Below are 12,936 nucleotides of genomic sequence, written 5' to 3' on the forward strand. Positions count from 1 at the left end.
GGATTACCTTCCCCCGGAGGGGGAAGGTGGCAGCGCGCGCAAGCGCGCTGACGGATGGGGGATGTCGAAGACGAACGCGGGAGTTCGTCTTCGACATCCCCCATCCGCCCTTCGGGCACCTTCCCCCTCCGGGGGAAGGCAGGTAGCTGGCGCGGCTCACTTCGCCAGCTCCTTCACGAGCGCGCGGATGCGCTGCGCGTCGTCGGGCGTCAGCGGGCGGCGCAGATGCAGGCGCACGATGCCCGCCCTGTCGATGACGAAGGTCTCGGGCACGCCGCTCAGCCCGAACTCGACGCCGGCCTTGCCGTCGGCGTCGACGCCGATGCGTTCGTATGGATCGCCCAGCCGCGCCAGCCACGGCTTGGCGTCCTCCGGCTTGTTCTTGTAGTTCACGCCCTGCACGCGCACGCCGTCGCGCGCCATGCGCATCAGCAGCGGATGCTCGACCTGGCAGGGCGCGCACCACGAGGCGAAGAAGTTCACGACGCTGACCTGGCCCCGCCAGTCTGCAGCGGCCAGCCGCTTGCCGCCCTCGTGCAACGGCGCCAGGTCGATGGAGGGCGCCGGCTTGCCGACCAGCGGCGAGCCGATCTCCTCGGGGCTGCGGCCGGCCAGCAGCGCGTAGCCGAAGAAGCCGCCCAGCAGCAGCGCCATCAGCAGCGGCAGGACGAAGAGCCAGCGGCTGGACACGGGGCTACTCCGCCGGCTGCGGCGCGGCGCGGCGCGCACGCCACGGCGCGCCGATGCGCAGGCGCCGATCGGTCAGCGAGACGAAGCCGCCCAGCGCGCAGAACGCCGCGCCCAGCCAGATCCACGGCGCCAGCGGATTGTAGTACAGGCGCACCGTCCAGCCGCCCTTGCCGTCGCTCTCGCCCAGGGTGGCGTAGATGTCGGCCAGCAGCGTGGTCTTGATCGCCGCCTCAGTGGTCTGCCGGCGCGTGGTCTTGAACACGCGGCGCTCCGGCTCGAGCACCGCCGCGACCGCGCCTTCGCGCCTGAAGGTGATCCTGCCGCGCTCGGCGACGAAGTTGGGGCCATCGACCTCGCGCGGCCTCTCCATCGAGACCTCGAAGCCGGCGTGGCTCAGCGTGTCGCCGGGCCTGAGCACGGCGATGGTCTCGACCTGCCACACCGAGACGCCGATGATGCCGGCCATGCAGATGCCGAGCGAGGCGTGGGCGATGGTCATGCCGATCGAGGAGCGCGGCAGGCCGGCGAGACGGCGCATCGAATCGCCGAACGGGATTTCGAGCAGCTTGATGCGGCGGGCAAGCTCGTAAAGCGCGCCGAGGATCAGCCAGGCCGACAGCCCGCAGCCGATCGCCGCCAAAGTGACATGGCGCTGGGCGATGAAGCTGATCAGCACGCCGACGGCGATGGCGACGGCGCCGACGGTGGCAAGCTGGCGCAGCGCGCTCAGCAGGTCGCCGCGCTTCCACGCCAGAAGCGGGCCGAAGGCGACGGCGGCGATCAGCGGGAAGGACAGCGGGATGAAGGTCATGGCGTAGAACGGCGGGCCGACCGAGACCTTGTCGCCGCCCAGCGCGTCGAGCAGCAGCGGGTAGAGCGTGCCGAGGAAGACCACGACGGTCAGCACGGCGAGCAGCAGGTTGTTGAAGATCAGCCCGCCCTCGCGGCTGATCGGCGCGAACAGGCCGCCGGCCGGCAGTCGCGGCGCGCGCCAGGCGTAGAGCGTGAGACCGCCGCCGGTGACCACCACGATGAAGCCCAGGATGTAGAGGCCGCGCGCCGGATCCTGGGCGAAGGCGTGCACCGAGGTCAGCACGCCGGAGCGCACCAGGAAGGTGCCGAGCAGCGCCAGCGAGAAGGCGAGGATGGCGAGCAGCACCGTCCAGCTCTTCAGGGCGTCGCGCTTCTCGGTGACGATGGCGGAGTGCAGGAGAGCGGTGGCCAGCAGCCAGGGCATCAGCGAGGCGTTCTCGACCGGATCCCAGAACCAGAAGCCGCCCCAGCCCAGCTCGTAATAGGCCCACCAGCTGCCCAGTGCGATGCCGAGCGTGAGGAAGCACCACGCCGCGAGCGTCCAGGGCCGCACCCAGCGCGCCCAGGCGGCGTCGACCCGGCCCTCGATCAGCGCGGCGATGGCGAAGCTGAACGACACCGACAGCCCGACATAGCCGAGATAGAGCAGTGGCGGGTGGAAGGCGAGGCCGGGGTCCTGCAGGATCGGGTTGAGGTCGTTGCCGTCGAACGGCGCCGGGTCGAGCCGCGCGAAGGGATTCGACGTGAAGACGATGAAGGCGTGGAAGCCCAGGCAGATGAGGCCCTGCACGGCGAGCACGCGTGCGCGCAGGGTGGCCGGCAGGTTGCTGCCGAAGGCGGCGACCGCGGCGCCGAACAGCGCCAGGATCAGCACCCACAGCAGCATCGAGCCCTCGTGGTTTCCCCACACGCCGGTGATCTTGTAGAGCAGCGGCTTGCTCGAATGGCTGTTGGCCACGACGTTGAGCAGCGAGAAGTCGGAGACGACGTAGGCCCAGGTCAGCGCCAGGAACGACACCAGAACCAGCACCGCCTGCGCCAGAGCCGACGTGCGGGCCAATTCCATCAGGCCGGGATCGCCCCGTGCGGCGCCGGCCAGCGGCAAGGTGCCCTGCACCAGCGCCACCACCAGCGCGAGCACCAGCGCGTAATGGCCGACCTCGGGGATCATGATCGAGCCCGTACCTTCCCCCGGAGGGGGAAGGTGGCGCGCGTCAGCGCGACGGATGGGGGATGTCGAAGACGAACGCAGGCGTCCGTCATCGACATCCCCCATCCGCCCTTCGGGCACCTTCCCCCTCCGGGGGAAGGTAGAAGCGGCGTCGTCACTTCCCCGAATCCTTCTTCCAGTGGCCGGCGTCCTTGAGGGCCTTGGCCACCTCGGGCGGCATGTAGGCCTCGTCGTGCTTGGCAAGGATCTCGCGCGCGAGGAAGACGCCGTCGGTGCCCAGCGTGCCTTCCGCGACGACGCCCTGGCCCTCGCGGAAGAGATCGGGCAGCTGGCCGCGATAGCTCACCTTCAGGTTGGCGCGCGTGTCGGTCACGACGAAGATCGTGGTCAGCCCGTCGCCGGCCTTCTCGACGCTGCCCGGCGCCACCAGCCCGCCGACGCGCAGGCGCTGGGTCGGCGGCGGCTTCCTCTCGGCGATCTGCGTCGGCGAGTGGAAGAACACGAGGTTGTCGTCGAGCGCCACCAGCACGAGTGTCGCCGCCAGCGCCAGCGCGCCCAACGAGCCCACCAGCAGCCACAGGCGCTTGCGCTTGGGTTTCATGTGCGGCTCCCCCGGCGATCCAGCCCGCGCTCGCGCAGTTCGCGTCGGACGCGCGCGCGCGCCAGGATCGACAGCAGGGTCATCCCACCCAGCGCGATCAGCGCGGCGGCGTAGGCCGGCCAGACATAGGCGGCATAACCGCCCATCGCGAAGAAGCCGTTCACGGTTATCCCTGCGTGCCCTGATCCAGCGTATCCCTGGGGCGGGCGGAATATAGGGCGACGGCCCGCCAAAGTCGCGCCGGTGACCGCGACATACCCGCTCACTCCGCCGCCAGCGCCGCCATTTCCAGCCGGCGGCGGCCGATCTCGGTCTCGGTGCGCATCATCACCAAGGTGATGAACAGCATCAGGAACGCCACCGCCATCACCAGCAGCGGCACCAGGATGCTGGAATGGATCGCCGGACCGTCCAGCTTCACCACCGAGGCCGGCTGATGCAGCGTGTTCCACCAGTCGACCGAGAACTTGATGATCGGCAGGTTGATCACGCCGATCAGGGCCAGGATCGCCGCCGCCCTGTCGCCGCGCTCCGGCGAATCGAAGGCGCGGCTGAGCGCGATGTGGCCCAGGAACAGGAAGAACAGCACCAGCATCGAGGTCAGCCGCGCATCCCACACCCACCACGTGCCCCACATCGGCCGGCCCCAGAACGAGCCGGTGATCAGGCAGGTGGCGGCATAGGCGGCGCCCACCGGCGCGGCGGCGCGCGCCATGAGGGCGGCCAGCGGATGCTTCCAGACCAAGAGCGCCGCGCCCAGCGCGGCGAGGAAGGCGTAGCCCGCCATCGACCACCACGCCGCCGGCACGTGCACAAACATGATTCGCACGGTCTCCTTCTGCTGGTAGTCGGGCGGCGCCACGAAGAACGCCATGTAGAGCCCGACCAGCAGCAGGATCGCCGTGACGCCGGCGCACCACGGCAGGGCGCGCGCGCTGAAGCGCTGGAAGCGCGCCGGATTTGCCAATGCGTGCATGCCCGCCATGAACGCGATCCTCCGCCGCCTATTCCATTCCGTCTATTCGACCGCCTGCCGCAGCGCCGCCGCCATCGCCCAGGGCGTGCTGGCCAGCGCCACCAGGAAGAACGCCGCCAGCAGCACCAGCGAATTGGTCGTGCCCGCCCCGCCGGCCAGCGCCTCGACCGCGCCGACGCCGAAGATCAGCACCGGCACCGCCAGCGGCAATACCAGCAGCGCCGTCAGCGCACCGCCCCGCCGCGCACCGAGCGTCAGCGCCGCGCCCAGCCCGCCCAGCAGCGACAGGCTCGGCGTGCCGATCAATAGCGATATCGCCAGCACGGCGATTTGCGATGCATCAAGGCCGAACAGCAAGCCCAGCGCCGGTGACATCAGCGTGAGCGGCAGTCCGCCGCTCAGCCAGTGCGCCAGGCATTTGGCCAGCGCCGCCAGCTCCAGCGGCAGCGGCGCCAGCGCCAGATGCTCCAGCGAGCCGTCGGCAAGGTCCTCGGCGAACAGGCGGTCGAGCGACAGCATGGCGGCGAACAGGGCGGCGACCCACAGCACGCCCGGGCCGATGCGCTGCAGCACCTGCGGCTCGGGTCCGACGCCCAGCGGGAACAGGCTGGCGGCCAGCAGGAAGAAGGCCAGCACCAGCAGCACGTCGCCCGGCCGCCGCCACACCATCAGCAGGTCGCGCGCGACCAGATGGCGGAAGCGGGTCATGGCGCACCATTCGCTTCCCCCGGAGGGGGAAGGCGGCGCGCGCAGCGCGACGGAAGGGGGATGTCGAAGACGGACTCCTGCGTTCGGCTTCGACATCCCCCTTCCGCCCTTCGGGCACCTTCCCCCTCCGGGGGAAGGAGGTGGTGCGCCGCTCTCACGACCACTCCTCCGCCAGCGTCTCGGCCGTCGGCGCGAAGTCGCCGAGGTCGATCGGCCGCGCGTTGGGCAGGTGGATGTCGCCGTGGGTGGCGATCACCGCCAGGCCGCCACCCTTCATGTGCTCGCGCAGGGTGAAATGCAGGGCGCCGCGCGAGGCCTCGTCGAGGCCCGAAGCCGGCTCGTCGAGCAGCCAGATCGGCGCGCCACTTTGCATGACCCGCGCCAGGGCCGCGCGGCGGCGCTGGCCGGCGGAGAGGTAGCGGCCAGGCCGGTCGGCGATGGTGGTGAGGTCGAAGCGCGCCAGCACGTGCTCCAGGCTGTCGGGATGGCCCCGGCGCAGGATCTGGGCACCGGCGAGAGACTCGCGGAGCGTCAGGTCGGGCTTGATCGCGTCGGCGTGGCCCAGCCAGGCCAGCGCCTGGCGCCAGGCGTCGGGCTGCTCGGAGACCTCGACACCGGTCCAGGTCAGGCTGCCGCGCAGGCGCGGCGTCAGCAGCGCCAGCAGGCGCAGCAGGCTGGACTTGCCCGAGCCGTTGGCGCCCGTCAGCAGCAGCGCCTCGCCCTGCTCGAGGCCGAAACCGAGGCCGGTGAAGACCAGCCGTCCGCCGCGGCGGCAGGCGAGGTTCTCGGCGTGAAGGGCGGGCATGCGGCGCAGTGGCTCAGGGCTGGTATTGCAGGCTGTTTCTAGCACGCCAGGCCTGTCCCCAAGCGCCCGAAAAGACTTCGGGAATCGAGGCCCCATGGTATAGTTCCAGACCGTTTCCAGCGGCAGGCGCGCGGCCCCGTGACGAAGCGGTCCCGATCCCTCGCCGGGGTCCTCAACGACGTCATACGGGCGGTCATCTCGACCATGAAACTCACGATTGAACGGGCCGCTTTGCTGAAGGCTCTGGCCCATGTGCAGAGTGTTGTCGAGAAGCGCAACACGATCCCGATCCTGTCCAACGTCCTGCTCAATGCCCAGAAGGGCAAGCTGACGCTCTCGGCCACCGACATGGACCTGGCGGTCACCGAATCGGTCGAGGCCAGCGCCGGCAAGACCGGCGCGGTCACGGCGCCTGCGCACACCATGTACGAGATCGTGCGCAAGCTGCCCGACGGCTCGCAGGTCGAGATCGAGACCGGCGCCAACAGCGACCTCACCATCCGTGCCGGCCGCTCGCGCTTCACCCTGCAGTGCCTGCCGGTGAGCGACTTCCCTGTCATGAACGAAGGCGACCTGCCGCACAAGTTCCAGCTCGCCGCCGGCGACCTCAAGAGCGTCGTCGACCGCACGCGGTTTGCGATCTCCACCGAGGAGACGCGCTACTACCTCAACGGCATCTACTTCCACGCCGCCAAGTCGAACCAGACCGACGTGCTGCGCGGCGTGGCCACCGACGGCCACCGCCTGGCGCGTGTCGAGCTGCCGCTGCCCAAGGGCGCCGGCGAGATGCCCGGCGTGATCGTGCCGCGCAAGACAGTGGGCGAGCTGCGCAAGCTGATCGAGGAATCGGACGCGCTGGTCGATATCGAGCTGTCGGAGACCAAGATCCGCTTCGCCTGCGGCCAGATCGTGCTGACCTCGAAGCTGATCGACGGCACCTTCCCCGACTACGAGCGCGTGATCCCGGCCGGCAACGACAAGGAGCTCACGGTTCCCTGCAAGGAATTCGAGTCCGCGGTCGATCGCGTCTCGACGATCTCGACCGAGAAGTCGCGGGCCATCAAGCTGGCCCTGGGCAAGAACGGCCTGACGCTGTCGGCCACCAGCCCGGACGCCGGCAGCGCCACCGAGGAGCTCGAGGTCGTCTACGACGCCCAGCCGATCGAGATCGGATTCAATTCCCGCTACCTGCTGGACATCACCCAGCAGATCGGCGGGGGTGACGCGCGCTTCCTGATGTCCGACGCCGGCTCGCCCACCATCGTGCGCGACGCGGCCGACGACAGCGCGCTCTATGTGCTCATGCCGATGCGGGTATGAACGGCGGCGCGATCCAAGCCCTCGCCCGTTCGTCCGCATCCGCTCCGCCGCCGATGTCGGCGGCCGTTGCTGGTGCCATGGTCATACGGCAATTGCGGCTCACGGAGTTCCGCAACTACCGCCGCCTGCGGCTGGAGCTCGAGCCCGCGCCGGTCCTGCTGGTCGGCGACAACGGCTCGGGCAAGACCAACCTGCTCGAGGCGGTCTCCTTCCTGACTCCCGGCCGCGGCCTGCGCCGCGCCCGGCTGGACGAGGTCGGCCGCCGCGCGCGCAGCGGCGAGGCCGCCGTGGCATCGCCCTGGGCGGTGGCCGCGACGCTCGACCTGCCCGAGGGCCGCGTCGCCATCGGCACGGGCCTGGAGGCGGCGGCCAATGGCGACGGCGAGGGCACGGCGATGCGCCGCACCGTGCGCATCGACGGCCGCAATGCGCCCAGCCAGCTGGCGCTGGGCCGGCACGTGGTGGCGATCTGGCTGACGCCGCATCTCGACGGGCTGTGGACCGGCGGGCCGGGCGATCGCCGGCGCTTCCTCGACCGCATGGTCGCGGCCTTCGATCCCGATCACGCCGGCAGCGTCGCGGCCTACGAGCAGGCGATGCGCCAGCGCGCCCGGCTGCTGGCCGAGGGCAAGCTCGACCCGCACTGGCTTACCGCGCTGGAAGACACCATGGCGCGCCACGGCGTGGCGCTGACCGTGGCCCGCCACGAGCTGGTGGCGCGGCTCGACCAGGCCGCCCGGCTGGGCGTCGGGCCGTTTCCGCGGGCCGCCCTGGCGCTGTCGGGCGAGGTCGAGGGCTGGGTTGGCGGCATGGCCGCGCTCGACGCCGAGGACCGCCTGCGCGAGCGGCTGGCGGGGCAGCGCCGGATCGATGCCGACTCCGGCACGACGACCATTGGGCCGCACCGCTGCGACCTTGTGGTGCGCCATCTTGATCGCGATATACCGGCTGCGCAGGGCTCGACCGGCGAGCAGAAGGCCGTGCTCGTGGCGATCGTGCTGGCGCATGCCAGGCTGGCCGCGATCGCCCGCGGACGGCCGCCGCTTCTGTTGCTGGACGAGATCGCCGCGCACCTGGATTCGACCAAGCGGGCGGCCTTGTTCGACGAGATCGAGGCGCTGGGCTCGCAGGCCTGGATGACCGGCACGGACGCCGAATTGTTCTCAACCCTGCGCGGGCGCGCGCAGTTCTTCCGCGTGGCTTCGGGCGAGCTCTCGCCGGGCTGACGCGACGGATAGGATCATGAGCGAACCGACTGACGACACACCGCGGCCAGATGCCGTGGAGAATGGCGACGAATACGACGCCGATTCGATCAAGGTGCTGCGCGGGCTCGACGCCGTGCGCAAGCGGCCGGGCATGTATATCGGCGACACCGACGACGGCACCGGCCTGCACCACATGGTCTACGAGATCGTCGACAACGCCATCGACGAGGCGCTGGCCGGCTTCTGCGACCTGGTCGAGGTCACCCTGCAGGGCGACGGCACCGTGATGGTGCGCGACAACGGCCGCGGCGTGCCGGTCGGCATCCACAGCGAGGAGCAGGTCTCGGCGGCGCAGGTGATCTTCACCCAGCTGCACGCCGGCGGAAAGTTCGACCAGAACTCCTACAAGGTCTCGGGCGGCCTGCACGGCGTGGGCGCCGCCGTGGTCAACGCCCTGTCGGAGAAGCTCGAGCTGCGCATCTGGCGCGACGGCAAGGAGCACTTCATGCGCTTCCGGCTGGGCGATCCGGAAAGCGACCTGGTGGTGGTCGGCGATGCCCCCGAGGGCAAGCGCGGCACCGAGGTGGTGTTCCAGCCCTCGCCGGCGACCTTCACCAGGATCGAGTTCGACTTTCCCACCCTGGAGCATCGCCTGCGCGAGCTGGCGTTCCTGAACTCCGGCGTGCGCATCCTGCTGACCGACGCGCGTCACGTGGAGCCCAAGGTCGTCGAGCTCTACTACGAGGGCGGCGTCGAGGCCTTCACGCGCTATCTCGACCGCAACAAGCAGGCGCTGGTCAGCCCGATCTCGATCAGGGGCGAGAAGGACGGCATCACGGTCGAGGTGGCGATGGAGTGGAACGACTCCTACCACGAGACCATGCTGTGCTTCACCAACAACATCCCGCAGAAGGATGGCGGCACGCATCTCGCCGGCTTCCGCGCCGCGCTCACGCGCAGCGTCAACAAGTACGCCGAGGAAAGCGGCATTGCCAGGAAGGAGAAGGTCGCGCTGTCGGGCGACGACATGCGCGAGGGCCTGACCTGCGTGCTTTCGGTGAAGGTGCCCGATCCGAAGTTCTCCTCGCAGACCAAGGAGAAGCTGGTCAGCTCCGAGGTGCGCCCGGTGGTCGAGACCGTCATCGGCGAGAAGCTCTCGGAGTGGTTCGAGGAGCACCCGAGCGAGGCCAAGCGAGTCGTGTCAAAGGTGGTCGAGGCCGCCGCGGCGCGCGAGGCGGCGCGCAAGGCACGCGAACTCACCCGGCGCAAGGGCGCGCTCGACATCTCCTCGCTGCCCGGCAAGCTGGCCGATTGCCAGGAGCGCGATCCGGCGCTGAGCGAGGTCTTCCTCGTCGAGGGCGATTCGGCCGGCGGCTCGGCCAAGCAGGGCCGCAACCGCGCCAACCAGGCGATCCTGCCGCTGCGCGGCAAGATCCTCAACGTCGAGCGCGCGCGCTTCGACCGCATGCTGAGCTCGCAGGAGATCGGCACGCTGATCACCGCCCTGGGCACCGGCATCGGCCGCGACGATTTCGACATCGGCAAGCTGCGCTACCACAAGGTCATCATCATGACCGACGCCGATGTCGACGGCAGCCACATCCGCACCCTGCTGCTGACCTTCTTCTATCGCCAGATGCCCGAGCTGATCGAGCGCGGCCATCTCTACATCGCCCAGCCGCCGCTCTACCGAGCCGCGCGCGGCAAGTCGTCGATGTACCTCAAGAACGACCGCGCGCTGGAGGACTACCTGATCGAGGGCGGCACCGACAACGCCGTGCTGACCACCGGCGACGGCGCGCAGATCACCGGCGCCGATCTGCGCCGTACGGTCGACATCGCCCGCTCGGTCGCCAACCTGATCCAGCCGCTGTCGCTCAGCCGGCGCGTCACCAGCCAGCCGGTGATCGAGCAGGCGGCGATCGCCGGCGCGCTCAATCCCGAGATCCTCGCCGACCGCGAGCGCGCCACCGCGACGGCCGCCTACATCGCCCGCCGTCTCGACATCGTCAGCCCGCCGCTGGAGCGCGGCTGGCGCGGCGCGCCGACCGACGACGGCGGCCTGGCCTTCGAGCGCACGCTGCGCGGCGTCACCGAGCGCCACATCATCGATGCCGCGCTGATCCGCTCGGCCGAGGCGCGCCGGCTCGACGCGCTGACCGGCGAGCTGCAGTCGGTCTACGAGCGGCCGGCGAGCTACACGCTGAAGGAGCGCGAGCTGAAGATCTTTGCGCCGACCGAGCTGATCGCCGCGGTCTACGAGGCCGGCCGCAGGGGCGTCGCCGTGCAGCGCTACAAGGGCCTGGGCGAGATGAACCCCGACCAGCTCTGGGAGACGACGCTCGATCCGCTGGCGCGCACGCTGTTGCAGGTCAAGGTCAACCACGCCGACGAGGCCGAGGAGATCTTCTCGACCCTGATGGGCGACGTCGTCGAGCCGCGCCGCGCCTTCATCCAGGACAACGCGCTGAAGGTCGCCAACCTCGACGTGTGAGGCGCGCGGCGATGCGCTTCTGGCCGATACCGCGACCAACTCCCCAAGCTGCGGACCTTCGTCGGGGCGATCCCGCGGTGACAATTGCCGATCTTTCCTTCCCCGGGAGGGGGAAGGTGCCCGAAGGGCGGAAGGGGGATGTCGATGACGAACGCAGGAATTCGTCTTCGACATCCCCATCCGGCGCTGCGCCACCTTCTCCCTCCGGGGGAAGATAGAGTGAGCCGATGACGCATCCTTCCGAAGCCTCCACCTTCGAGCATCTGGCGTTCAACGCCTGGCCGGCGCTGCGGGTCGTCGTGCAAGGCAACTGGCTGCTGCGCTTCGCCGACGGCTACACCAAGCGCGCCAACTCGGTGAACGCGCTCGGCCTCGAGCGCGACACGCCGGTCGCCGAGCTCGAGCGGCGCGTCGAAGCGGCCGAGGCGCACTACCGGCGCCAGGGCATCGCCTCGACCTTCAAGCTCTCGCCGCTGATGGATCCCGGCCTCGACGCGGTGCTGGCGGCGCGCGGCTACAGCCATCTCGACGAGACCCTGATGATGGTCGCCGACCTGACACGGGGGCCGGGCGCGGTGGCGATGCCCGCGGGCGTCGCGGTCGACCTGGTGCGCAACGAGCCATGGTCGCGCACCTACAGCGGCTTCAACAACGTGCCCGCCGCACGCCAGTCGATCCACGACCGCATGCTCGACAGCCTGGTGCCGGTGGGCGGTTTCGCCCTGGCGACCGAAGACGGCGAGCCCGCCGCCGCCGGTCTGGGCGTGCTGGAGGGCGAGCACGTCGGGCTGTTCGACATCGTCGCCGATCCGGCCCGCCGCCGCGCCGGCCACGGGCGGCGCGTGGTCGAGGGCATCATGGCCTGGGGCCGCGCGCAGGGCGCCACGCGCGCCTACCTGATGGTGGTCGCCGCCAACGCGCCGGCGATCGCGCTCTACGAGCGGCTGGGCTATCGCGAGGCCTATCGCAGCCATTACCGCATACCACCGGCACGACAGAGTTGAACCCCGATCACAGGTGAGAATCGCCTGATGCGCGATTCGATGCCATAGTCGCCCTCCGCGATCCGGACATGGCAAGAAGCCGGCATCGCAACAGGAGGAGACGGACCCATGAAACGCAGGACGCTGATCCATGGTCTCGCCGGCGCCACGCTGGCCGCGCCGCTGGTGGCGCGCGCCCAGGCGCCGATGACGCTCAACGGCGCGGTGCAGTTCAACGACGACCACGCCTTCACCAAGGCGCTGGTGAAGTTCGAGGAGCTGGTCAAGAAGTACTACGGCAAGCCGGTCAACTTCGTGCTGCACAAGAACTCGGCCCTGGGGCTGGAGAAGCAGTATTTCGAGTACATGGCGCAGGGCAAGGCCGTGGATTACGCCATCGTCTCGCCGGCGCACATGTCGACCTTCTCCAAGGCGGCGCCGTTCATCGACGCACCTTTCCTGTTCCGCGACCTCGCGCACTGGAACAAGGTGCTCGACGCCGACATCCTCAAGCCGGTGGCCGACGAGATCGCGCAGAAGGCCGACGTCATGCTGATCGGCTATGCCGGCGGCGGCGTGCGCAACATCTTCATCAACAAGCCGATGGGCTCGCTGGCGGAGATCAAGGGCCTGAAGGTGCGCGTGCAGGGCGCGCCGATCTGGAGCAAGACCTTCGCCGCCGCCGGCATGTCGCCGACGGTGATCGCCTACAACGAGGTCTACAACGCCATCCAGAACAACGTCATCTCGGCCGGCGAGAACGAGGCGGCCGGCGTCGAATCGATGAAGTTCTACGAGGTCGCGCCCAATTTGGCGATGACCCAGCACGCCATCACCATCCGGCCGATCTGCTTCTCGGGCAAGACCTTCAAGGCGATGCCCAAGGACCTGCAGGAGGCGGTGCTGAAGGCCGGCAAGGAAGCCGGCAAGCACGGCCGCGACATCGAAAGCTCCGAGGACGAGCAGAAGCTGGTGGCGATGGAGAAGGCCGGCAGGATCAAGCGCATCCCGTTCAAGGACCGCGACGCAATGAAGAAGCTGGTCGATCCCGTGATGGCGGCCTACGCCAAGGAGATCGGCGCCGACGCGATCTTCGCCAAGATCGTGGCGACGAACTGATCGTCTTGATCTACCTTCCCCCGGAGGGGGAAGGTGGCGCGCGCAGCG

12 protein-coding genes are annotated in these 12,936 nt (G+C 69.6%); 5 read left to right on the plus strand and 7 right to left on the minus strand.

The window, feature by feature from the left end:
- Positions 1-156: 156 nt before the first annotated feature.
- The 7 genes from KF889_29740 to ccmA form a co-directional block, all read right to left on the minus strand.
- Positions 157-690 carry a DsbE family thiol:disulfide interchange protein gene (locus KF889_29740; GenBank protein ID MBX3503645.1) on the minus strand — a complete coding sequence of 178 codons (534 nt, stop codon included), beginning with the start codon at positions 688-690 and terminating at the stop codon, positions 157-159.
- A 4-nt stretch (positions 691-694) separates the two neighbouring features.
- Positions 695-2,674, minus strand: coding sequence for a heme lyase CcmF/NrfE family subunit (locus KF889_29745; GenBank protein ID MBX3503646.1), 1,980 nt, complete (start codon positions 2,672-2,674; stop codon positions 695-697).
- 154 nt (positions 2,675-2,828) lie between these two features.
- On the minus strand, positions 2,829-3,275 hold the full coding sequence (ccmE, locus tag KF889_29750; protein ID MBX3503647.1) for a cytochrome c maturation protein CcmE: 447 nt from the start codon (positions 3,273-3,275) through the stop codon (positions 2,829-2,831).
- Positions 3,272-3,421: a heme exporter protein CcmD gene (ccmD, locus tag KF889_29755; protein ID MBX3503648.1), complete on the minus strand. Its 150-nt coding sequence runs from the start codon at positions 3,419-3,421 to the stop codon at positions 3,272-3,274. The genes ccmE and ccmD overlap by 4 nt, the downstream gene beginning before the upstream one ends.
- 116 nt (positions 3,422-3,537) lie before the next feature.
- Complete coding sequence (locus KF889_29760; GenBank protein ID MBX3503649.1) at positions 3,538-4,251, minus strand: heme ABC transporter permease; 714 nt, start codon at positions 4,249-4,251, stop codon at positions 3,538-3,540.
- A gap of 42 nt (positions 4,252-4,293) precedes the next feature.
- Positions 4,294-4,959, minus strand: coding sequence for a heme exporter protein CcmB (ccmB, locus tag KF889_29765; GenBank protein MBX3503650.1), 666 nt, complete (start codon positions 4,957-4,959; stop codon positions 4,294-4,296).
- A 154-nt stretch (positions 4,960-5,113) separates the two neighbouring features.
- Positions 5,114-5,764 (minus strand): heme ABC exporter ATP-binding protein CcmA, encoded by a 651-nt coding sequence (gene ccmA / locus KF889_29770; protein ID MBX3503651.1) that lies wholly within the window; start codon positions 5,762-5,764, stop codon positions 5,114-5,116.
- Between the two features lie 204 nt (positions 5,765-5,968).
- Here ccmA and KF889_29775 point away from each other — a divergent pair, with 204 nt between their 5' ends.
- The 5 genes from KF889_29775 to KF889_29795 all read left to right on the plus strand — a co-directional run bounded on the left by KF889_29775 (position 5,969) and on the right by KF889_29795 (position 12,888).
- Positions 5,969-7,084 carry a DNA polymerase III subunit beta gene (locus KF889_29775; GenBank protein ID MBX3503652.1) on the plus strand — a complete coding sequence of 372 codons (1,116 nt, stop codon included), beginning with the start codon at positions 5,969-5,971 and terminating at the stop codon, positions 7,082-7,084.
- Between the two features lie 53 nt (positions 7,085-7,137).
- Positions 7,138-8,310: a DNA replication/repair protein RecF gene (recF, locus tag KF889_29780; protein MBX3503653.1), complete on the plus strand. Its 1,173-nt coding sequence runs from the start codon at positions 7,138-7,140 to the stop codon at positions 8,308-8,310.
- A 16-nt stretch (positions 8,311-8,326) separates the two neighbouring features.
- Positions 8,327-10,786: a DNA topoisomerase (ATP-hydrolyzing) subunit B gene (gene gyrB / locus KF889_29785; GenBank protein ID MBX3503654.1), complete on the plus strand. Its 2,460-nt coding sequence runs from the start codon at positions 8,327-8,329 to the stop codon at positions 10,784-10,786.
- A gap of 227 nt (positions 10,787-11,013) precedes the next feature.
- Positions 11,014-11,790: a GNAT family N-acetyltransferase gene (locus KF889_29790; GenBank protein ID MBX3503655.1), complete on the plus strand. Its 777-nt coding sequence runs from the start codon at positions 11,014-11,016 to the stop codon at positions 11,788-11,790.
- Positions 11,791-11,898: 108 nt separating this feature from the next.
- On the plus strand, positions 11,899-12,888 hold the full coding sequence (locus KF889_29795) for a TRAP transporter substrate-binding protein (GenBank protein ID MBX3503656.1): 990 nt from the start codon (positions 11,899-11,901) through the stop codon (positions 12,886-12,888).
- Positions 12,889-12,936: the final 48 nt, after the last annotated feature.

The organism is Alphaproteobacteria bacterium (assembly GCA_019635875.1).
Taxonomy (GTDB): domain Bacteria; phylum Pseudomonadota; class Alphaproteobacteria; order Reyranellales; family Reyranellaceae; genus JAFAZJ01.